Raw genomic sequence first — 21335 nt, 5'->3', positions numbered from 1 at the left:
TCAAGTCAATCACGGCCCCTATTATGCGTATTACCCCGCAGCTTTAGGCAAATGCTGGGCAATATAAGGCGGCAGATTAAACGAACCTACGTGGATTTCAGGCGTCCAGTACTGGGTTTTTTCCAAAATGCCGGCTTCCTGAGCACGGGCACGCACCCGCTCTACATTCTGCGCTTGCAGGTTGCGGCCTTTGCTGGCGATCCCCAGTGTCATAAACCCACCTACATAGGTTGGCACAGCGGCCACATAGGCAGACACATGCGGGAAAAATTTTGCACGCCGCACACTGGTTTCATGCAGTTCATCCGCCTGCATAAACGGCACACCGCACTGGTTTACAATCAGCCCTTCGGCGGTAAGGATACGTGCGCAATGTTCGTAAAATGAATCTGTAAACAGCACTTCGCCCACACCTATCGGGTCTGTACTATCAACAATAATCACGTCAAACGAGGCATCAGCTGCGCGGGCAACGTAATCTATTCCATCCCCCACAATTACTTCTGCCCGCGGATTATTCCACGCATCACCGGCAATAGATGGCAGATGCTGTTTTGAAAGTTCTATAACAGCACCATCAATTTCCACCATCACAGCTTTTTCGATGCCGGGATGTTCCAGAACGCGGCGCAGTACCCCGCCATCCCCCGCGCCAATAATCAGCACATTTTTCGGGTTGGGGTGGGTAAACAACGGAACATGCGTGAGCATTTCCTGATAAACAAATTCATCCTTTTCGGTAATCTGCACCACGCCATCCAGCATGAGCACACGACCGTGGGATTCACTTTCAAAAACAACAATATCCTGAAACGGGCTTCGCGTGCGGGCCAGTTCCTTTACCACACGGAAATGCTGCCCCCAGTTATCGTATAGGGTTTCTTCAATCCATGTTTCAGCCATACCAGCCTTATCTTCCCACATACGTAATGGGCCGCACTGATACAGCCCTTTTGCAGAACTGTATCAGCACGACAATCAAACAGAGTTTTACAACTTTAAGAAAAACAGCCTTTAGGCGACCACGCGACCACGGCGTTCTTCATCCACCTCAAGCCGTTTGGCCTGAAAGAGACGCTGCATAACAGGGATGGACAGGTGCGGATCACACGCACCACACATAAAGATGTCCACCGCAGCAAAGTTGCGTTCTGGCCATGTGTGAATGGAAATATGGCTTTCAGCCAGCACCACCACGCCAGAAACACCCCCATTGGGTGAAAAATGATGGAAATGACTGTGCAGGATTGTAGCCCCGGCAGCACGCGCTGCTTCGCACAGTGTTGTGTCGATCTTTTCTGGATCATCCAGATTTGTGGCGCCCCACATATCGACAAGCAGGTGAGTACCTGCAAACTTCTCGCCATTCTTTTCGACGAAGTAATCTTTACGCTCTTCGTCAGCAGACGAGACCGGAACAGAAAATGCCTGGTTATTGCTCGGGTGTTCCGAGACCATCCCCAGTTGAGCAAGTGCGTTCATAGACGTACCCCCAAACCAGTAGACAGCCTGTTGGGCAAAAATTGCCCCCTTGGGCCAAGAGCGCGCTTGGTAAGACCCCTGCGCCTGCGTTGCAAGCATTATTTACGTGTTTCATAAATTTTTCAGAAACACGCCACCCCAAAATACAGAATAATCAACGCTCTGTAGAATAATGCACAGTTTGTTTCACAAGCATGTCAAGCTGACGATCGCGCTCTTTTCCCAGCGTTCGCCCGGCTAACCAAGCCTTTAAACGTTGTAAGGTATCTGCATCGTGTGCAGCGGCAGAATCGGTGGCAAGCTGCATGGCAAGGTCTTGCTGCGGTTCTGTTAAAGGCCCTGTTTCTGGTAAAGCACGGCTGGCCAAGCGGCCTACTACGCGCACAGCATCCGCCCATTGCTTGCCTTGCTCATACAATTGCCCGCGCAGCTCTAAACCGGTGTCGGATTCATCATCCGCCAGCAAGGCCAATGCACCAGCTCTATCCCCTTTTGTAAGCGCAAGATGCGCTTCATCATAATGGCGGCGGGCAGCCATATCCTCCGGCAAGCCGGGAACAGTGCTTTGTTCCAATGCTTCCATGGCGGCATTCACATTTCCCGCCTTGAAAGCTGCCTGAACAATCTGCTCCTGTATTTCTGCGCGCGCTACCGGATCAGCCGTCAACACAACGGCTTGTTTGAACGCCATAACAGCAGCCTCGGCTTGCCCTATCTGCAATAGAAGCGTTCCGTAACCTCTTAACAGTTTTGCCTTAGATGTATTATCTTCCAGTAAAGGCAATTGGGTCTGCAAAATATGCACCCGTTGCTCTGCGGATAACGCCCCATCCTCTCCGCTCACAGCTTTACCGGATGGCAAGGTATTAAACACAAGCACATACAAAGCCTGCCGTCGCACAGCCTCCAACCTGTCATGTGGCGTTTGTGCAGAGGCAGAAAGCCCGCCCAGCACAGCTAAAGCCTGCCGTGCCCGACCACATTGTACAAGTGCTGTAGATAATAACAAACTGGTATATGCCCGAGCAGTAGGCGCAAGCTTTCCAACGCCTTCTTTTCCATCAAGAAGGTTTTGAAAGCTCTCGGCAGCCATGGCCGCAGCAATCTGATCGTGCTGCAACAGAAAATTCACCAGATCTGCACGCGCATAAGCGGCTTTTTCTGGATCTGCCGCAGCCGTTAGATTTTCCAGCGTAACCCGTGCAGTTTCTGCATTCCCTTCACGATCCTGCATGCGCGCACGTGCAAGATCATAAACGCCATCACTGGGTAAAGGCTCCAAAATCAGAGCGGCTTCATCCGCACCATAACGCGCGATATAATTTGTAACTTGTGGAAGGAGCAGATCACGCAGCGGTTGTGGATAGCGCAGAATCTGTTCGTAATGACGCGCAAGCAAAACAGAAGCATCTTTGCTGTTTGCGCCACTCATCATAAGATACAATGCGTGCCATATTTCCAGTTCTGGAGGGGCACCATCCATCTGCGCCAGAACGGATGCCGCAGCATCCACATCATGGCTTAATAACGCTGCACAGGCCCGCAGAAAGAGCACTCCCGTTGGGGGGCCTCCCGGTTCAGACCGCTGAGGCATATTTTTTACCAGACGCCATGCATCTGCTGGATACCCGGCTACAAAAGCAGCACGTGCAGCAGCAACCTGCGCAGGCCATCGTAAAGAAGGTGGTGCTTTTTCGGCGTCAACCTTCGCGCTAAGCCAGTTCTTTTGTAAAATGGCAACTGGTGCAGCATGCAACCCTAGCCAGAACCAGTCTAACCCACCTTCCGGTAGCACTGTCTCTGCTGTTCCCTGCCCTACAGGCAAAGCATCCAGCCCTATAGCAGAGAGGAACACGCCTTTATCTGCAACAGCATCTAATCTGATTTGTGATGAATCCGCCGCCACGACAACACCTTGGGCAGAATCTCGCACACCATACCCTATGGCCCGATAAGAAGAGCGATATCCCGTTTCCATGACAGACGGCGTTATCAGCAAACGTGCGCCAGTTGTCGGATCTGGAAACGAGATAGCGTGCCCAGACTGTTTTTGTGGAAACAGAACGGCTTCTGGCATCATAACCGCAGGCGGTGCAGGCCTTACGCTACCTGTATCGCCTTTTGGAAGCTGTTCCAGCAACCAGCCATCCAGCTTTTTATGTAACGCAATATGTGGATGAGACGGTACATGAACGCGCAAAACAGTAGCGTATTCCAGAACCGTCACATCCGTATCTGCAAATATACCCTGCCCCGTAAAATTATGAACTAACGAAGTCACGGGACGGTCTGCCACGATCAGCAAATCAGACCCAGACCAGAAAGCCGCAAGGGCAACCTCCGCTCCTATAGGCAGAAAAAGAGATGCCCCTTGCTGGCCATCGAGAGATTCCTCCTGCACTGCGGGAACGGGAAGCGCATGCAGGCCATCTTCACCCGCTACAGCCGGCAACGTAGGCAGCAACAAATAGGCGAAAAGCATTCCGCACATATATCTGCCCATTACGGATTTACCTGTTGCCACATCTTCTCCAACCTCAAACGTGCTGCAACGCTGCTTTTGGCAGCATACGGCCTGCATGACAAAGGAGCCACGGCCTGTGCTAGAAAAAACTCACCATTTCCATCATGCCGGGGCACTATAAATGCTCGATCGCATCACCAGTATGCAGATTTTTGTCAAAGTTGTAGCTGCGGGCAGCTTTACAGGGGCAGCACGCCTTATGGCGCTTTCCCCAACAATGGTAACCAAACATGTAACTGCACTGGAAACCCGGTTAGGAGTTTCTCTCTTTCAGCGTAGCACGCGGCATCTTTCCTTAACCGAAGCCGGACGCCTGTTTTTGGAAAGCTGCCAAAAAATTCTGGCCGATGTAGAAAACATGGAGCAAACTGTAAGTGAGCAGTACCGTGAACCACGTGGGCAATTACGCCTTAACGCTCCGGTTTCCTTCGCTATTCGGTATGTCGCACCTTATCTGCCTGAATTTAGCAGAAGGTATCCGCAGGTTCAGGTAGAACTTGGCTTGAATGACAGACCCGTTGATCTGGTTGAGGAAGGGTGGGATCTTACGCTGCGTATCCGCAACCTAACAGTCAGTACGCTGCGTGCACGTAAATTGGCTGCTGTGCGTATGATTATCTGTGCCTCTCCTGCCTATTTAGAAAAGGCTGGCACACCCATGCATATAGATGAATTGCAGCAGCACAATTGTCTTGGATACACCCTTAGCGGAAACAATAGCGCATCCCGTTGGCATTTTGGAGAAAGCGGAGAAAAAACCGTTTCTGTTTCCGGCCTACTTTCCGCCAATAATGGAGATGCTTTGCGAGAAGCCGCAGTAGCTGGCGCAGGCATTGCTTATTTGCCGCTTTTTGTTGTGAGCCAAGAACTGCAACAAGGCCAACTTATTGCTTTATCATTGGATTACCCCACCACACCGGGGCCAGACTTACACGCCGTGTATGCACCCGGCACAAGTATTCCCTTAAAAGTCCGCGCCATGATTGATTATCTTGCGCAATGCTATGGCCCGATTCCACCATGGGAAAAAGCGGCATAACCCAAGGGATATATGGGCTAAAACTGTCTTGATATTTTGGAAGATTTTAAAATGGTGAGCCGGGAGGGACTCGAACCCTCGACCATTCGATTAAAAGTCGAATGCTCTACCAACTGAGCTACCGGCTCACACCTTTAACCGTGCAAAACTTAATGTCTGCGCGATGGAGGTGTTCCTAAACGGATTACCTAACCTCTGTCAAGCAGTAGAAAGAATTTTGTGCCATTCCTGAAAAATCAGATGGTTTGATCGGTTTCAGACATAAAAAAAGCGCCACCCCAACCGGAGTGACGCTTTTTTTGCATATCTTCGAAAAATCAGGATTTTTCGCCAACTGCCGGACGCATGCGAGAAATCCGATCCGGATCCTTCACCATGCCGGACATGCCAGACCCATGTTTGATTTTATCGACATTTTCCATACCTTCGATCACTTCACCCACAATGGTGTACTGGCCATCAAGGTGCGGAGAAGGTTCAAACATGATGAAGAACTGGCTATTAGCACTGTTCGGATCAGACGTCCGCGCCATGCCAATGGTGCCACGTTCAAACTTGGCTTTGTTTGTGAATTCTGCGGGCAGATCCGGTAATTTGCTGCCGTGCATACCCGTGCCCGTTGGATCACCACCCTGTGCCATAAAGCCGGGGATAACACGATGGAAGGGTACGTTATCGTAAAAACCTTCTGCCGCCAGCGTGCGAATACGTTCCGCAGCCTTGGGGGCCAGATCTGGACGCAGTTTAATAATAACGCGACCGTGCGGGATATCCATATGAATGATATCGTTTTTATCTTCTGAAGACATCAGAAACTCTCCTTGTGTTTGCAACACCCATGTTTGCCACGTCAGGCAGAAACGTTTTTCCTGTCAGCAAGGTGTGCCAACAAACGCACCTGCGTGCCCGGTGTTACAAATTCCGAAATATCCCCGCCGTAACTGGCAATTTCTTTCACCAGACGGGAAGAAATAAATTGGGTGCGTTCTGAAGCCATAAGAAACACGCTTTCAATTCCGGCATCCAGCTTGCGGTTTACGCCGCTCATCTGGATTTCGTAATCAAAATCAGAAAGCACCCGAAGACCACGAAAAATCAGTGTTGCGCCATGTTCTCGTACAGCTTTCACCAGCAGAGAATCAAATGGCACCACCACGATATCTCCACCCGTGTTCTGACGAATAGCTGGCAAGGCTTCTTCCACACAGGCAATCCGCTCATCCAATGGCATAAGTGGATTTTTGCCCGGGTTATGGGCCACACCTATCACCAACCGATCCACCAAACGGGATGCGCGTTCAATCACATCCAGATGGCCAACCGTTACCGGATCAAAGGTGCCCGCATAAAAACCTACACGTTTGGGCACCACAGAGCCTGCGGGGGCGTTCATTCCCCCTCAGCCTCTCCTGCTTCATCTTCACCATCATCCATAACGGGGAAGACACTGGTTACGCGCTCATCATCATTCAGGCGGAACAACGTTACACCGCTTGCCTGACGCGCCATGACACGCACCTGATCAACCGGCACACGGATAAGGCGGCCCGCATCCGTTACCAGCATAACATCCGTGCCTGCCAGAACCGGCAGGGTGGCAGCCACTTCTTTCCCACGCTTGTTGGCCGAGAACGTCATATTGGTAATGCCTTGCCCGCCACGCCCGCTGACACGGTAATCATACGCGGAAGAGCGACGCCCAAATCCACCATCACTCACGATCAGCAGGATTTCCTCGGCGGCTTCAAGCTGCTCAAACCGTTCTGGAGAAAGCAGAGCATCCGTATCGCTGCCTTCTTCATCCGAATCGGGCTGCACAGTATCCGCGTCTTCCTCTGCCGCTTCCGCAGCATTTTCCGCTCTGCGCTTGGCATTCGCCATCCGCAGATAAGCCGAACGTTCTTCCACCGTTGCTTCAACGTGGTTCAGCACAGCAAGACTGATCACGCGGTCACCCTCGGCCAAGCGGATACCCCGCACGCCAGAAGAGCCACGACCGGCAAAAACACGCAATGTGTCATCGGTAATCTGGAAGCGGATACAACGTGCCCCACGCGTGGCAAGGAACACATCCTGCCCTTCACGGCAGGTAGCAACACCTATCAGGCTATCTCCTTCATCCAACTTCATGGCAATCATGCCAGACGAACGGATATTCCGGAAATCACTCAAACGGTTACGACGCACATTGCCGCTGGCCGTTGCAAAGACCAGATGCAAGGCTTCCCACAGCTCTTCATCCTGCGGCAGCGGCAGCACGGCCGTAATGCTATCAGAGCCCAGATCTGGCAACAGATTCACCAAAGCGCGGCCTTTAGCCGCAGGCCCGGCTTCTGGCAGACGCCAGACCTTCTGACGATATACTTTACCGCCTGAGGAGAAGAACATGACCCACTGATGGGTGTGCGCATTAAAGGACCGCACAACAATATCATCGCCACGTGTGCTGGCCCCCGTACGGCCACGGCCACCACGGTTTTGCGCCCGGAACACATCCAGCGGCGTGCGTTTAATAAACCCTTCCCGCGTGATGGTTACAACCATCTGGCCGGGTTCGATCAGGCTTTCATCGTCCTGATCCCCTGCGTAATCCGCAATTTCGGTCATACGTGGGGTGGCAATTTCCGCCCGTGCGACGGAAAGTTCATCACGCAGCACTTCCATACGGCGGACGTGGCTACCAATAATTTCCAGAAGCTCGTTAATACGCTGAGCAACTTCCGAGAGTTCCTGCTGGATCTTGTCTCGTTCCAGCCCCGTCAAACGTTGCAGGCGCAGTTCCAGAATGCCACGTGCCTGTGCTTCTGTTAGCCGCACTTTGCCATCCACAACCACGTTGCCGTCATCATGAATCAGGGCCAGCAGCGGTTCCACTTCTGCGGCGTCCCACTGGGCGGCCATCAGGGCTTCACGCGCTGCGGCTGCATCTGGCGCGCCGCGAATAAGAGCAATAACCGCATCAATATTGGCAACGGCAATAACCAGCCCAACCAAAATGTGCCCGCGATCTCGCGCCTTATTCAGCTCAAAACGCGAGCGGCGCAGAATTACTTCCTCACGGAACGCAATAAAGGCTTCCAGCACATCCTTCAGGCCCATCAGGCGGGGCTTGCCACCATCCAGCGCCAGCATATTCACGCCGAAGGAAGTCTGAAGCTGCGTGAAGCGATAAAGCTGGTTCAACACCACTTCTGGTGTGGCATCCCGCTTGATTTCGATAACCACACGCATACCGGAGCGGTCAGATTCATCGCGGATATCAGCAATGCCTTCAATCTGCTTGTTACGTACCAGATCAGCAATACGTTCCTGCAAGGTGGCCTTGTTAACCTGATACGGAATTTCCGTAACGATAATGGCCTTACGATCCTTACGGATTTCCTCAATATCTGCCTTGGCACGAATAATAACGGCACCGCGCCCTGTGGCAAAAGCACTGCGGATGCCAGAACGCCCAAGAATAATACCGCCTGTGGGAAAGTCTGGCCCCGGCACATATTCCATCAGATCATCAAGTGAAAGATCCGGGTTGGCAATCAGCGCCAACGTAGCATCAATAACTTCTGATGGATTATGCGTAGGAATATTGGTGGCCATACCCACCGCAATACCTGTGGCACCATTGATCAGCAGGTTCGGGAATGTAGCAGGAAGAACAGTTGGTTCTTCCTCGCTCTCATCATAGTTCGGCTGAAAATCTACCGTATCGCGGTCAATATCATTCAGCAGAAATGTAGAAGCTTTGGCCAGCCGAGCTTCCGTATAACGCATGGCCGCGGGGCTATCACCATCCACCGAGCCAAAGTTACCTTGCCCGTCAATCAGCTTGACCCGCATGGACCAAGACTGCGCCATACGCACCATGGCATCGTAAATGGAGGAGTCACCATGCGGATGGTATTTACCCATAACCTCACCAACTGCACGGGCAGATTTGCGGTAAGGTTTATCGTAGGTAAAACCACTTTCATGCATGGCATACAGGATGCGACGATGAACAGGTTTAAGACCATCTCGCACATCCGGCAGCGCACGGCTGACAATAACCGACATCGCATACGCGAGGTAGGAGGAGCGCATCTCCTCCTCAATGGTTACGGGCAGAAGGTCTGAGGGTTCCGGTACACCCGGCTGGTCAGAAATCTCGGTCAAGGTTTATCCGCTCTGTCATGCTGCACGCCCCGGATTATGGAGCATGTGCCAAATCCACTTCTGCACCGGTTACCCGGCACTTGCAGAATATTTTCTAGCACACAAAACCCGCACCACCTAGCGGCTGAAATAGCAGACTTGCTTCAGGCAAAAGGCTGTGCCCATCATGATGCACACTATAAGGAGTTTCAGCCATGCGCCTGCTTTTGGCATTACTGTTTCCGTGGTTTCAGTTTTTTACAATTGGCCGCCCTTTTTCGGGCATTATCTGCCTAATATTGCAGATAACTGTTATTGGCTGGATTCCGGCAGCCATCTGGTCTGTTTACGCACTCAACCAGTATGAAACAGATAAAAAAATTTCCCGCATGGGGCGATAAGCCTCCAATTTATGAGGTTAGTAAAAAAGGCGGCTCCCAATGGGAGCCGCCTTTTTTATAGAAATCAGCCTTTATATCTGACTGGCTTAACGTCCTGTCATAATCCGATCCACCAACTGCTGCACCGTTGGCACAAACCCGTTGGCATAGAAAGGATCGGTCGCAAAGCGCCAGGCGTTTGTGCCACCGAACATCAGATTATGGTCCAATACCTGAGCAGCATCTGGCCCGCTGGCATGAGCCACAGCCTGAAGCGTTTTCTGAATACAGAAAGAACGTGGATCTGCTTTATGGCCCGTTGAATACTTGGGGCCACGCTGGCTCCAGTTAGAGAACTGACATTCAGACAGGCAGCCCATACAATCAGCCTGATCTGCCAGAATTTCGCGCGCTCTGTCTGGCGTTACAAAAATCAGGGTGGAATCCTGTGTACGCAAAGCTTCGGTAAAACCCTGCTGTTCCCACTGCTGGATGCGCGGCAAATCTTCTGCTTTTACAAACACTTCACGCTTACGTGCGCCAATGCCGTAGGGTGTAACCAGATCTTCTTCTGCCGCCAGAGCAAAAGGAACCTGCCGCTCTGAGCGCTCGCGCAGTTCCTGTAAGAAACTGTTGTTAACCGCAGAAGAGTAAAAGCCCGTAGGAGAGAAGCGGTTCAGATACACATCCCCTTTTTTCAGGGTGAGTAAGCGCTGCTTCCATGCTTCTGGAATAGGGCTTTCCTTCGTCAACAGCGGGCGCGTGCCAAACTGGAACACAATGGGGCCAAGCTCTGGATTATCAATCCAGTCTTCCCATTCTTCCAGCCACCACACACCACCAGCCATGATGATGGGCGTATTATCCAACCCAAACCCGCGCATAAGTTTACGCAATGCTGCAACACGCGGGTAAGGATCTTCCGGCTTTAATGGATTTTCCGTGTTGGAAAGGCCATTATGGCCCCCTGCACGCCAAGGATCTTCATAAACCACGCCACCCAACAGATCGGCGGATTTATGATAGGCCCGCTTCCACAATGCATTGAAAGCACGTGCAGATGACACGATGGGATAATAATGCACCCCAAACCGTGTTGCAATTTCAGACAGCCGATACGGCATACCTGCGCCGCATGTAAGACCGTGAATAAGGCCCGGCGCACCTTCTAGCACGCCAGTAATCACCCTTTCGGCTGATCCCATTTCCCACAGAATATTGGCATGAATCCGGCCTTTTCCGCCGGATATTTCATGCGCTACACGCGCTTGGGTAATACCGCCACGAATGGCGTAATCTACCAGTTCCTCATGCCGCTCACGGCGCGTACGGCCGTGATAGATCTGGGGAACTGGCTGCCCGTTTTCATCATAACTATCTGCATTGACGATAGAAACCGTGCCCGCGCCACCTGCTGCAGCCCATGCCCCGGCCGATACGCCTGTGGAGACAGAAACCCCCTTACCGCCTTCTACCAGCGGCAGGATATCCACACCCCCCATGCGAACCGTATTGATCGCCTTCATGACCGTCCTATCGTTCCTGCAACTATCCGTATGATTGAAAGTGACCCGAAAAAGGATGCTTATTCAGCATCCCGACGGGGGCCACGTGAGGGCTTTTCACCCACAGTTTCCGTGATATCCGCACCCGTGTTCTGATCAACAACACGCATGGACAGCTTAACCTTACCGCGATCATCAAAGCCGATGACCTTAACCTTCACGGTATCGCCTTCCTTCACCACATCCGTGGTTTTACCAACGCGGCCCTGCGCCAGTTCGGAAATGTGCACCAAGCCATCACGTGCACCAAGGAAGTTTACAAACGCACCAAAATCGGCAGTTTTAACAACCTTACCATCGTAAATGCGGCCCAGTTCCGGTTCCGCCACAATGCCGTTGATCCGGTCAATGGCCTTCTGTGCCTGATCATCAGAAGCGGCGGCAATGGTGATTGTGCCGTCATCCCCAATATCAACCTTGGCGCCAGAATATTCCACGATTTCGCGGATCACTTTACCGCCAGATCCGATCACATCACGGATCTTTTCCCGAGGCACCTTCATGGTGGTGATCTTCGGTGCTGTGGAAGACACGTTGGTGCGTGTTTCTGTCAGCGCCTTGCTCATTTCACCCAGAATATGCATCCGGCCATCACGAGCCTGACCCAGAGCAATCTTCATGATTTCCGGCGTGATGGAGGTAATCTTAATATCCATCTGCAGGGCTGTCACACCCTGTTCGGTGCCAGCCACCTTGAAGTCCATATCCCCAAGATGATCTTCATCGCCAAGAATATCAGACAGAACAGCGAAATCATCGCCTTCCTTGATCAGACCCATGGCAATACCAGCAACCGGACGCTTCAACGGTACACCAGCATCCATCAGAGCCAGAGAGCCACCGCATACGGTTGCCATGGAAGAAGACCCGTTGCTTTCCGTAATTTCGGAAACCACGCGCACTGTGTACGGGAATTCCTTGCGGGAAGGCATCAGCGGGTGAATAGCGCGCCATGCCAGCTTGCCATGCCCGATTTCACGACGGCCCGGAGAACCGATACGCCCACATTCACCCACAGAGAAGGGCGGGAAGTTATAATGCAGCATAAAGTTGGTGCGGTATTCACCTTCCAGCGCATCAATAACCTGTTCGTCCTGCCCTGTACCCAGCGTGGTCACAACCAGCGCCTGCGTTTCACCACGAGTGAACAGAGAAGAGCCATGTACGCGCGGCAGAATACCAACTTCCGGCACGATCGGACGGACAGTTACCAGATCACGACCATCAATGCGCTTGCCGGTTTTCAGAACGGAAGAGCGCACAACGTCAGCTTCCAGATCCTTGATCATCGGCTTGGCGGCTGCAACGTCCAGTTCATCAGCAGTCAGCTTTTCAACAATCGCTGCACGTGCTGCTTTCAGCTTTTCGTAGCGCACCTGCTTCTGCTTTTCCTTGTAAGCATCAGCAATCAGCTTGCGCCCAGCTTTTTCCACCTGCTTGCGCAGCTGAATTTCTTCCTTGGTGGGCTCTGCCAGTGCCCATGGTTCCTTGGCTGCGTGCTCTGCCAAGGAGATAATGGCATCCAGAACCGGCTGGAATGCTGTATGGCCGAACGTTACGGCATCCAGCATAACTTCTTCAGACAGTTCGGAAGCTTCGGATTCCACCATCAGCACGCCTTCTGCCGTGCCAGCCACAACCAGTTCCAGATCTGATTCTTTGATCTGTTCCTGTGTCGGGTTCAGGATGAATGCGCCATCCTTAAAGCCAACGCGGGCAGCGCCAACGGGGCCGAAGAACGGGATGCCAGACAGGGTCAGAGCAGCAGAACAGCCGATCAGCGCAGGAATGGAAGGATCATTTTCCATATCGTGCGTCAGCACGGTTGCAATCACCTGCACTTCGTTGCGGAACCCTTCTGGGAACAGCGGACGCAGCGGGCGGTCAATCAGGCGGGAAACCAGTGTTTCATTTTCAGAAGGACGGCCTTCACGCTTAAAGAAACCACCGGGAATCTTACCTGCCGCGTAAGCTTTTTCCTGATAATTAACTGTCAGCGGGAAAAAGTCCTGACCGGGCTTTACGTCTTTTGCACCAACAGCGGTGCACAGCACAACGGTTTCACCGTAAGTAACCATCACGGCGCCATCAGCCTGACGGGCAACTTTGCCGGTTTCCAGAATCAGCGGGCGGCCGCCCCATTCAATCTCTTTACGGAAGTAGTTAAACATTCTGTAAGCCTCTGTTCTATTTCACTTCAGAGCCACAGAACAACAGGACAGACCGGCTGGGCGGACAGCGCCTCGGACGGCATGGTGACTGGCGGAACAAACCTCCCAGGCGCCATGTGGTCGGAAACGCCGTGGCTTACCGGGCACGAAACGCCCTGATGCAAAACCTGTGGCTGTATCCAATATGGTGACGCCAGCAAACAAGTGCTAGCGAAAATTCCGAACGGGAAGAGAGATCATGCCTACACACCCCCTCTTCCCGCCCGTTGAGCCGTTTTTAGCGGCGCAGGCCCAAGCGGCCAATCAGCGTTTCATAACGCGTCTGGCTCTTGCCCTTCAGGTAGTCCAGCATGCTGCGGCGACGACCAACGAGAATCAGCAGACCACGGCGAGAATGGAAGTCCTTCGCGTGAGTCTTCAGATGTTCGGTCAGGTTGTTAATCCGTTCGGTCAGGATTGCCACCTGCACTTCCGGGGAGCCCGTATCACCCGGTGCAGTCTGGTATTCAGCAATAACTTGCGTGCGACGTTCAGCAGTAATCGACATCACATGTCTCCATCAAAAAACATATCAGGTTTTAGAGAATCCGTACCGGCTTCAACCACCCGTCTTCCAGGCGGCCAATACCCAGCACGTGCTCACCGTCCATAACACGCACAACGCCCCCATCCTCGGCGGTCTGTGGGATACGCCCCATCAGATCAACAAGGCCGAGAGCTTGCCCGTGCCGTAGCAGAACCGCTTCATCCTGTGTCAAGGCCAGCGCCGGGATGTCGGCCAGCGCGGTCGAGACCGGACGCAGAAGTTCCGGTGAAGCATGGGCGTTGTCGTCGTTTGGGGTGATTTTGTCCAGCACAATCGCATCGGCTTCTGTAAAAGGCCCCACACGCAGGCGGCGCAGCACGGTAATATGCCCCACTGTTCCGCATGCCAAAGCCACATCACGCGCCAGCGCACGCATGTAAACGCCCTTGCCGGATTCGACTTCAAACACTGCTGTATCCCGATCTGGCCGCTCAATCAGTTCAAACCGATCTACGCGTGCGGGCCGCGGCGGCAATTCTGGCGGACGGCCTTCTCGCGCCATATCGTAGGAACGCTCTCCACCCACTTTCAAGGCAGAAAAAACGGGAGGTACCTGCATGATATCGCCCGTAAGCGCTGGCAAGGCTGCTCGCAGTTCTTCATCAGAAGGCCGCACATCAGATGTACCAATGACATTGCCATCGGCATCATCGCTATCTCGCGCTTCACCCATTTTAAGAGTGAAGCGGTACACCTTGGTTCCATCCATCACGTAAGGCACGGTTTTTGTAGCGGCACCAAAAGCCAGTGGCAGCAAACCGGTCGCCAGTGGGTCCAGTGTGCCGCCATGCCCAACTTTTTGTGCATCAAACAGCCGTTTGGCGCGCCCCACTACCTGTGTTGATGTCATGCCGGAAGGCTTGTCTACTATAAGCCAGCCGTTAAGTGGCCGCCCACGTCTGCGTCGCATGAAAACTCCCGTATGCGATTCATCAAATACCATGCAGCAGCCATGAACGGCTCAGCCAGAAGGTTTTTGCGTTAGTACAACACTTAATTAATGGAATATGCACTCCATCTGGGGGTGCATGTAGCCGAAGGCTGCCATGCCATGCAATGCTGCCATTAGGCGCAACGCTGGCCTGTTAAAAAGGACTGCCGACCAAGTTATTGTTCTTAAACCAAGGCAAACCCAAGGTTTACCACTTCTAGCATGTATGAACCAAGGGGGCTGGTCATAGGCTTGCCTGTGCCGTAATGTCGCCACCAAATTATGGTTGATCAATCTCCCTCTTCCGGTCTTCACAAGACTGCCGACACCCCTTCGTGGTCTCTCCAGAACACGGCAGATGGTGTATGCTTGAACGTCGAAGGGGCTTGGACAGTTCAGGCTGGGGGCGCAACACCCTTCCCGCAAGATAAACTGCCGGTAGAGCCAGGCCATACCCTCCATATTAATACAACCGGTTTAAAAAACTGGGATTCGGCTTTTGTTGCCTTTTTGTGGGATGTCAAACAGGCCGCCAGCAAGGCGCAGCTTCATTTTGATGAGCAAAACCTTCCGGCTCCCGCGCAAAGGCTTCTCGCCCTTTTACCCGATGCACCTGCCGAGCCTGCACAACCTCCGCACAACAACGAAGGTATTTTTGCGCGTGTAGGTGATATGACCCTGAATGGGTTGACCGAAACAGGCACAGTAAGTGAGCTGGCATTAGATACCGCCAAAGGTGCCGCACAGGCTGTGCGTGGCAAAAGTGCCATGCGCATGAAAGACCTGTTGCTGGATATCTGGAATGCCGGGCCAGATGCCTTGCTTATTGTCGGCATCGTCAACTTTTTGGTGGGTGCCATTCTGGCTTTTGTCGGGCTGGTGGAACTACGAAAATTTGCTGCGGAAATTTACGTTACAGACTTGGTAGGCATTGCCTGCGCGCGTGAAATTTCTGCTATCATGACTGCCATTATCATGGCGGGCCGAACTGGCGGCGCTTACGCAGCCCGCATTTCCACCATGCTGGGCAACGAAGAAATTGATGCCCTACAGGTGTTTGGCATTCCCATCTCCAGTTACATTCTGCTGCCATCCATTGTCTCTCTCGCACTCATGATGCCGCTGCTCTATCTATATGGCACCATTGTTGCGATTTTTGGTGGCTTTGCCGTTTCCATGAGCATGATGGATGTTTCCCCCATCGGCTATTGGATTTCCACCTTTGATGGCGTGGAGCTGAAGGAATTTATCTTCGGGTTTATCAAATCCTTCTTTTTCGCCAGCTTTATTGCACTGGCAGCTTGCCGTGTGGGCTTAAAAGCCGGACGCAGCGCGGCTGATGTTGGCGTTGCCGCCACACGCGCTGTGGTTATTGGCATTGTGGGTATTATTGCCATGGATGCCATTTTTGCCGTGATAGCCAACGCGCTTGGAATCTGATGATGTCTGATGCAGAAACCCTTATTTCCGTTCGCGATCTGCAATTATCGTTCGGCCCCAAGATCATTCAGCAAAATGTTTCCTTTGATCTGAAACGTGGCTCCATCTTTGCCATCATGGGTGGTTCAGGCTGCGGCAAAAGCACACTACTTAAAAGCATGATCGGGCTGCTGCGACCAACTGCCGGGCAGATTCTGGTAGATGGGGAAGATTACTGGGCGCAATCAGATAACCGTCGCACTGATATTAACCATCGTTACGGTGTGCTGTTTCAGAGTGGTGCTTTGTGGAGTTCCATGACGGTAGGGGAAAATGTAGCCCTGCCCTTGGAAATGTTCACCTCACTCAAGCCTGACACCATTCGGCGGTTGGTGGAATTAAAACTCGGGTTTGTTGGTATGGAACAGGCGATTGATCTGTTCCCCTCTGAAATCTCCGGTGGCATGTGCAAACGCGCAGGCCTTGCGCGCGCCATTGCTCTGGAACCCGATATTCTGTTTTTTGATGAACCCTCCGCAGGGCTAGACCCCATTACGTCTGCCCGGCTGGATGATCTGATCCTGACATTACGGGATGGGCTGGGGGCAACCATTATGATTGTCAGCCATGAACTGCCCAGCCTGTTTGCCATTGCAGACGATGGCATCTTTTTAGATGCCAAAACACACACACCCATTGCGCATGGTTCACCACGCGCATTGCATGACACCTGCAAGATTCCGGAGGTAACGGCGTTTATGAACCGATCTGCCTCTATTCCCTCCGCAGATAAGACAGAAGGCTGAGCGGCATGTCTCAAAGCACAAACCGGAAAACTCTGATCGGCGCGTTTGTGATCCTTGGCGGCTTGCTGGGCCTGTTCATTATTATGGCTTTTGGGCACATGCGCTTTTTCACACCCTCGCGTGAAGCCGCTGTTGTGTTCCAGAACTCTATCACCGGTCTTTCTGTGGGTGCGCCTGTAAATTTCCGCGGCGTTAAGGTTGGAACGGTTAAAAACATTACGCTGCGTTTTGATCCGCAGGACCGCAAAGCTTACATCCCTGTTGTGCTTACGCTGGAGCCAGATCAGATTCATGTAGTGCGGGATGTGCCGGGGGGCACAAAAGTAAGCATTCAGGAAATGATCAGCAACGGACTCCGCGCTGAACTAAACCTGCAAAGCTTTGTAACGGGCCAATCCAATATTGAACTGGATTTTGATAAATCCGTCACACCCGTTTTACACCCACGCATTACCGACTTGCCGGAAATTCCTGTGCGTCTTTCCACTATGGAAAAGCTGAAAGACACTATCGGCCAGATTCCGATCAAGGATATCAGCCACCATGCTGATCTGGCTCTGCTGTCTATTACATCCCTAAGCGATCATCTGCGTGATGATCTGCCGCCGTTGATTTCCAGCGTAAAGGAAACAGCGGATCGCTCCCACGAGACGGTGCAGGCCGCAACCGATGCCATTAAGGATCTACAGGCTAAGCTGGATGTAACGCTCCTGAAAATGGACAAGCTGATGGACACCGGAAATACGCAGCTTGATGCACGCGGCAAAGATCTGCACGCAACATTGGCTTCTGCTACAAAAACTCTGGATTCCTTGCAGGATATCCTCTCACCACGTTCTATCGACCGAGCAAATCTGGATGCCTCACTGCGAGATATTGCTGCTGCTGCAGCCTCCCTACGTGGCTTCGCCAGCGATGTGGAACGTAACCCGCAACTTCTGCTGATGGGACGCCGTCCATGATGTTTCCTCCTCGCCGTATTGCTCTGGTTTTTCTGGGAGCCTGTACCCTGCTTGCAGGCTGCGCCTCTCCTCCCCTTCGGCTTTACACACTTGGCATGCCGGGAGATCGGGACGTTCAGCAGCCCCACCTTTCTGCCCGCCTGACCACCATAGAAGTTAGCCGTGCGGTACTGCCTGATTATCTTGATAGCCAGGACATGATCACCCGGCAGGGAGAAGAAGTTATCCGTAGCCCGCGCTCACGCTGGGCAACACGCCTTTCTCTCGGCATTACGGATTTGGTGACCAACGAAATTGCATCATCCCACCCCAACGAACTGATTACAGATCAGCCATTGGCCGATGCAGCCAATATGCGCGTTCAGATCAACGTTTCTCGTTTTGATGTGAATGTCGATGGGCAGGCGGTCTTGGATGCAAACTGGGCCGTTATCCCACGGGATCCTAAAAAGCCGCTTATTCGTAACCGTGCGCATCTTACAGCTACCGGGTCTGTTTCTACGGATGCGGATACAGCATCCTTAATGCGCAATCTGGTTATTCAACTGGCAGACCAAGTTAATCTGTCCATTCCATCCACGCAGTAACAAAGCCGCCCGATATAACCACTTACGCGTAATTGCTGGTTATATCGGGTTGGGCTTCTAGCTCCGCCTTTTAGCAGAAGCGGTTTTACGCGGCTTTGCGGCTACTTTCTGAGCCACAGGGCGTATCGTTTTTGCCGCAACAGAAGACGCTGCTTTTTTGGTAGTACGTGCAGCAACAGTTTTACTGGCAGCACGACGAGCCACTGGCTTTCTTACAGGCTTTGCTGGCTTTTGTGTTTCTTCCAATTCTTCAGAATAAGAAAGACCAGCCTCAGCCCTGTGCGTTGCAATCAAACGCGCAATAAGCGCTTCATATTCAGCCAGATATGACTTGATACACAGAGTCTGTTCAGCTTTTTCTCTAACTGCGCGACGCAAACGGGTTGCCAGCGGCTTATTGTTCAGCAGTTCCAGCACACCATCGGCAATTTTGTCTGGTTCTGTAAACGGCACCAGCACAGCCGTTTCCTGATCTGTCAGAAACTCCTGCACTGGGGCTGTCGCGCTTCCAACAATAGCGCACCCCATAGCCATTGCCTCACGCAGAGACCACGAAGCCACAAAAGGATATGTGAGATAAACATGCGCATCTGAACGTTGTAGAAGACGCAGAAAATCTGGGTAATCAACTTTGCCCGCAAAGTGTACCCGGCTTAAATCCAGTTGCCCTTCCAGCTCCTGAAGCATTTTCTCCCGCCAACAACCAGATGCCAGCGGTGCTCCGTAGCTCACACCGTCTCCCCCAACCATAATGACATGCACGTTGGGTTCTTCTTCCAAAATTCGGGGAAGCGCACGCATAAACACATGGAAGCCGCGATAAGGCTCCAGATCGCGCGAGACATAGGTAATCAGCTTGTTCTTAGGTGAAATTTTGATATCACCTAGCTTGAAAATCTTTTTTGCAAGTTTTGGATCTGGCTTACAGGTCTCCAGATCTACACCTTCACGCAACACGGTAATTTTGTCTGCGGCCCATGCTGGGTAAGCGCTCTTCTGGAAATCAGTAGGCGTCTGGCCATAACTAGGGCCTGTAAGAGCCAATAAGTTAATGGCGTTCTTGGCCCGCACAATAGGCAACATTTGGGGCTGAAGCGGAAATTCCGGATCAAACCCAACATCAAACCCAGGTTCTGTATGATAATAGAACTCAAAATACCCCAAGACAGGCACATCAGGGTACACATCCTGAATATTCAGCAGTTCTCCCCACCCGTGGTGGCCGATAATAATATCAGGCTGAAATCCTAGGTTTTTGAGGGTGCGGGCGGCTTTTTCCACTTCATTGGCCCGCACCATTCCCATATCCAGCTCGCGCACGGCCAGATGAGCCTGCGCGGCAGCCCCACGGGGCATACGGTACCTTACGCGACGCACACCCTTAATGGCGTTTTGATTATCTTCACTAATGAAAACAACTTCGTTATCACCGTTTTGCACCAGATGGCGCACAATGTGCAGATACTGGCCGGGAAAATTTTGATGGATAAAAAGGTATTTCAAACCTGCACCTGCGTGCTGCTCTAATCACAAATAAAAAACAGGCCCGATATTTCAACCGGACCTGTTCCTACATATTTAACGGCGAGAAGGCTTACGCCCACGTGCTCCACCGCGCCCTGCTGCTTTAGGCTTTGCCGCTTTCTGAGCGGCAGAAGAAGCACGACGAGGCTGAGGTTTGGCTGCACGCCTTACTGGTTTAACCAGAATTTCCTCTTCAACATCTTCTTCTATTTCTTCTTCAAGCTCTTCTTCCTCAAGAAGTTCTGCAGCCTCTTCCAGAACTTCAGCTTCCAGTTCTTCTATTTCTTCTTCCAACAGAGCGGCCAAGTCTTCTGCAGCATTCTGCTTCCGTTTACGCCCACCCCGCTTGGCTTTGCTTTCTGCATCGCGCGGAAGAATTTCAACAAGGAAAGCTTCTAATGGTGCAAGGCTATCAGCTTCTACGGGTTCACCGTTATCAACAGGCCCAATTTTGGTGCCATCCGTAAAGCTGGCTGTAACTTGGCAAATGAATTTTTTAGCCGCGGCACCTTTCAGGCGCACACACAAACCCAAAATAGGCAATGCCATTCCGCGGCTGCCACAATACTGGCCACCTTCTACCCACGGAGAGAGCCACCCTTTACCCAGAACAGCCTGATATTCAATATCATCAGACTGAATGAGATGAGCGGGTGCAATACCAAAACCTTCAATCCACGCCTGGCTACCCGGCACACCCATCCATTCACCAAGGATACCGGTAACATCACCACGCCGTTGGATATGGGCCCCAATTTCTGGCTTCTGGGCCAGCGGAGCTTCTGTGGGTGCTGTTTCTTTTGGAGCAGCAGCGGCCACTTCAGGTGCTACAGACACCGCAGCAGTGACAGGAACAGGCAGCGGATCAGATTCCGCACTCAGCTGAATCACTTGCAAACGCGGTGCATCATGCCGCGTGTTCATTTCCTGATAAATAGTGATCATCACCTGCGCTGGGCCGCGGCGCACACGTACCAACGCAGCATTGTTTCTGCCGCCCATCCAGCCATCTTGCTCAAACGTTACAATCTGCACATTGCCCGGAGCAGAAACAGGAGAAAGAGAAACACGAACCCCAGGCAAACCGGCAGATGTTGGCGGCTGCTGACCTGCTGCATGGCTGATGCAGAACAGACCGGTCTGGAGTGTCATCAGATGACCTGTGACTTTCAGATCAGTAATCCGCTGCTGGCTTGCCTGAGACATAAAACCTCTTCCATCCTAAATT

General features: G+C 52.3%; 18 protein-coding genes and 1 tRNA gene. 6 read left to right on the top strand and 13 right to left on the bottom strand.

Annotated elements, in window-relative coordinates; translation table 11 throughout:
- Positions 1–30: 30 nt before the first annotated feature.
- The 3 genes from speE to ACP7IZ_RS09985 form a co-directional block, all read right to left on the bottom strand.
- Positions 31–903, bottom strand: coding sequence for a polyamine aminopropyltransferase (gene speE, locus ACP7IZ_RS09995; RefSeq protein WP_426848974.1), 873 nt, complete (start codon positions 901–903; stop codon positions 31–33).
- Positions 904–1014: 111 nt separating this feature from the next.
- The gene (speD, locus tag ACP7IZ_RS09990; protein WP_035352291.1) at positions 1015–1482 is read right to left on the bottom strand and encodes an adenosylmethionine decarboxylase; all 468 of its coding nucleotides are present in this window, start codon (positions 1480–1482) and stop codon (positions 1015–1017) included.
- A gap of 154 nt (positions 1483–1636) precedes the next feature.
- Positions 1637–4063: a tetratricopeptide repeat protein gene (locus tag ACP7IZ_RS09985; protein WP_426848973.1), complete on the bottom strand. Its 2427-nt coding sequence runs from the start codon at positions 4061–4063 to the stop codon at positions 1637–1639.
- A 64-nt stretch (positions 4064–4127) separates the two neighbouring features.
- On the opposite strand from ACP7IZ_RS09985, the gene ACP7IZ_RS09980 reads away from it, so the two are divergent.
- Entirely contained in the window at positions 4128–5045 is a 918-nt protein-coding gene (locus tag ACP7IZ_RS09980) for a LysR family transcriptional regulator (protein ID WP_426848972.1), read from the top strand.
- A 52-nt stretch (positions 5046–5097) separates the two neighbouring features.
- Here ACP7IZ_RS09980 and ACP7IZ_RS09975 read toward each other — a convergent pair.
- The 4 genes from ACP7IZ_RS09975 to gyrA all read right to left on the bottom strand — a co-directional run bounded on the left by ACP7IZ_RS09975 (position 5098) and on the right by gyrA (position 9197).
- Positions 5098–5173: transfer RNA gene (locus ACP7IZ_RS09975), tRNA-Lys, on the bottom strand.
- 189 nt (positions 5174–5362) lie between these two features.
- On the bottom strand, positions 5363–5854 hold the full coding sequence (locus ACP7IZ_RS09970; RefSeq protein ID WP_014457518.1) for a peptidylprolyl isomerase: 492 nt from the start codon (positions 5852–5854) through the stop codon (positions 5363–5365).
- A gap of 41 nt (positions 5855–5895) precedes the next feature.
- Positions 5896–6438, bottom strand: a complete 543-nt coding sequence (gene coaD, locus ACP7IZ_RS09965) for a pantetheine-phosphate adenylyltransferase (RefSeq protein WP_426848971.1) — start codon at positions 6436–6438, stop codon at positions 5896–5898.
- On the bottom strand, positions 6435–9197 hold the full coding sequence (gene gyrA / locus ACP7IZ_RS09960) for a DNA gyrase subunit A (protein ID WP_426848970.1): 2763 nt from the start codon (positions 9195–9197) through the stop codon (positions 6435–6437). Before gyrA ends, coaD begins: the two co-directional genes overlap by 4 nt.
- A gap of 194 nt (positions 9198–9391) precedes the next feature.
- Between gyrA and ACP7IZ_RS09955 the strand changes: the two genes are divergently transcribed.
- Complete coding sequence (locus tag ACP7IZ_RS09955; protein ID WP_006115375.1) at positions 9392–9577, top strand: YqaE/Pmp3 family membrane protein; 186 nt, start codon at positions 9392–9394, stop codon at positions 9575–9577.
- An 86-nt stretch (positions 9578–9663) separates the two neighbouring features.
- Here ACP7IZ_RS09955 and ACP7IZ_RS09950 read toward each other — a convergent pair whose 3' ends face one another.
- The 4 genes from ACP7IZ_RS09950 to truB all read right to left on the bottom strand — a co-directional run bounded on the left by ACP7IZ_RS09950 (position 9664) and on the right by truB (position 14788).
- On the bottom strand, positions 9664–11082 hold the full coding sequence (locus ACP7IZ_RS09950) for an NAD(P)H-dependent flavin oxidoreductase (RefSeq protein WP_426848969.1): 1419 nt from the start codon (positions 11080–11082) through the stop codon (positions 9664–9666).
- A 59-nt stretch (positions 11083–11141) separates the two neighbouring features.
- On the bottom strand, positions 11142–13292 hold the full coding sequence (gene pnp, locus ACP7IZ_RS09945) for a polyribonucleotide nucleotidyltransferase (RefSeq protein ID WP_426848968.1): 2151 nt from the start codon (positions 13290–13292) through the stop codon (positions 11142–11144).
- A gap of 277 nt (positions 13293–13569) precedes the next feature.
- Positions 13570–13839: a 30S ribosomal protein S15 gene (gene rpsO, locus ACP7IZ_RS09940; RefSeq protein WP_014457520.1), complete on the bottom strand. Its 270-nt coding sequence runs from the start codon at positions 13837–13839 to the stop codon at positions 13570–13572.
- 31 nt (positions 13840–13870) lie between these two features.
- Positions 13871–14788, bottom strand: a complete 918-nt coding sequence (gene truB / locus ACP7IZ_RS09935; protein ID WP_050820276.1) for a tRNA pseudouridine(55) synthase TruB — start codon at positions 14786–14788, stop codon at positions 13871–13873.
- Positions 14789–15091: 303 nt separating this feature from the next.
- On the opposite strand from truB, the gene ACP7IZ_RS09930 reads away from it, so the two are divergent.
- From ACP7IZ_RS09930 to ACP7IZ_RS09915, 4 genes are read left to right on the top strand one after another with little or no spacing between them, the layout of a single operon-like run.
- A complete protein-coding gene (locus tag ACP7IZ_RS09930; RefSeq protein WP_426848967.1) occupies positions 15092–16249 on the top strand; it encodes an MlaE family ABC transporter permease in 1158 nt (385 codons plus the stop codon).
- Positions 16249–17034 (top strand): ABC transporter ATP-binding protein, encoded by a 786-nt coding sequence (locus tag ACP7IZ_RS09925; RefSeq protein ID WP_006115380.1) that lies wholly within the window; start codon positions 16249–16251, stop codon positions 17032–17034. The genes ACP7IZ_RS09930 and ACP7IZ_RS09925 overlap by 1 nt, the downstream gene beginning before the upstream one ends.
- 5 nt (positions 17035–17039) lie before the next feature.
- Positions 17040–17996, top strand: coding sequence for an MlaD family protein (locus tag ACP7IZ_RS09920; RefSeq protein ID WP_006115381.1), 957 nt, complete (start codon positions 17040–17042; stop codon positions 17994–17996).
- Complete coding sequence (locus tag ACP7IZ_RS09915) at positions 17996–18583, top strand: PqiC family protein (protein ID WP_426848988.1); 588 nt, start codon at positions 17996–17998, stop codon at positions 18581–18583. The genes ACP7IZ_RS09920 and ACP7IZ_RS09915 overlap by 1 nt, the downstream gene beginning before the upstream one ends.
- A gap of 57 nt (positions 18584–18640) precedes the next feature.
- Here the strand turns inward: ACP7IZ_RS09915 and ACP7IZ_RS09910 are convergent, their stop codons facing one another.
- Complete coding sequence (locus ACP7IZ_RS09910; protein ID WP_426848966.1) at positions 18641–20086, bottom strand: glycosyltransferase; 1446 nt, start codon at positions 20084–20086, stop codon at positions 18641–18643.
- A 75-nt stretch (positions 20087–20161) separates the two neighbouring features.
- A complete protein-coding gene (locus ACP7IZ_RS09905) occupies positions 20162–21313 on the bottom strand; it encodes a hypothetical protein (RefSeq protein ID WP_426848965.1) in 1152 nt (383 codons plus the stop codon).
- Between the last annotated feature and the right edge of the window lie 22 nt (positions 21314–21335).

Source organism: Acetobacter sp. AAB5 (assembly GCF_050106715.1).
Taxonomy (GTDB): Bacteria; Pseudomonadota; Alphaproteobacteria; order Acetobacterales; family Acetobacteraceae; genus Acetobacter; species Acetobacter oryzifermentans.
This window is presented reverse-complemented; position numbering and strand designations above follow the sequence as displayed.

Excerpts from the sequence above, each read along its gene's own strand:
- ACP7IZ_RS09915 (WP_426848988.1), top strand. The coding sequence starts at position 17,996 with ATGTTTCCTCCTCGCCGTATTGCTCTGGTTTTTCTGGGAGCCTGTACC.
- ACP7IZ_RS09925 (WP_006115380.1), top strand. The coding sequence starts at position 16,249 with ATGATGTCTGATGCAGAAACCCTTATTTCCGTTCGCGATCTGCAATTA.
- coaD (WP_426848971.1), bottom strand. The coding sequence starts at position 6,438 with ATGAACGCCCCCGCAGGCTCTGTGGTGCCCAAACGTGTAGGTTTTTAT.
- ACP7IZ_RS09930 (WP_426848967.1), top strand. The coding sequence starts at position 15,092 with ATGGTTGATCAATCTCCCTCTTCCGGTCTTCACAAGACTGCCGACACC.
- ACP7IZ_RS09985 (WP_426848973.1), bottom strand. The coding sequence starts at position 4,063 with ATGCAGGCCGTATGCTGCCAAAAGCAGCGTTGCAGCACGTTTGAGGTT.
- speE (WP_426848974.1), bottom strand. The coding sequence starts at position 903 with ATGGCTGAAACATGGATTGAAGAAACCCTATACGATAACTGGGGGCAG.
- ACP7IZ_RS09970 (WP_014457518.1), bottom strand. The coding sequence starts at position 5,854 with ATGTCTTCAGAAGATAAAAACGATATCATTCATATGGATATCCCGCAC.
- ACP7IZ_RS09980 (WP_426848972.1), top strand. The coding sequence starts at position 4,128 with ATGCTCGATCGCATCACCAGTATGCAGATTTTTGTCAAAGTTGTAGCT.
- pnp (WP_426848968.1), bottom strand. The coding sequence starts at position 13,292 with ATGTTTAACTACTTCCGTAAAGAGATTGAATGGGGCGGCCGCCCGCTG.
- ACP7IZ_RS09920 (WP_006115381.1), top strand. The coding sequence starts at position 17,040 with ATGTCTCAAAGCACAAACCGGAAAACTCTGATCGGCGCGTTTGTGATC.
- speD (WP_035352291.1), bottom strand. The coding sequence starts at position 1,482 with ATGAACGCACTTGCTCAACTGGGGATGGTCTCGGAACACCCGAGCAAT.
- ACP7IZ_RS09955 (WP_006115375.1), top strand. The coding sequence starts at position 9,392 with ATGCGCCTGCTTTTGGCATTACTGTTTCCGTGGTTTCAGTTTTTTACA.
- rpsO (WP_014457520.1), bottom strand. The coding sequence starts at position 13,839 with ATGTCGATTACTGCTGAACGTCGCACGCAAGTTATTGCTGAATACCAG.
- truB (WP_050820276.1), bottom strand. The coding sequence starts at position 14,788 with ATGCGACGCAGACGTGGGCGGCCACTTAACGGCTGGCTTATAGTAGAC.
- ACP7IZ_RS09950 (WP_426848969.1), bottom strand. The coding sequence starts at position 11,082 with ATGAAGGCGATCAATACGGTTCGCATGGGGGGTGTGGATATCCTGCCG.
- ACP7IZ_RS09905 (WP_426848965.1), bottom strand. The coding sequence starts at position 21,313 with ATGTCTCAGGCAAGCCAGCAGCGGATTACTGATCTGAAAGTCACAGGT.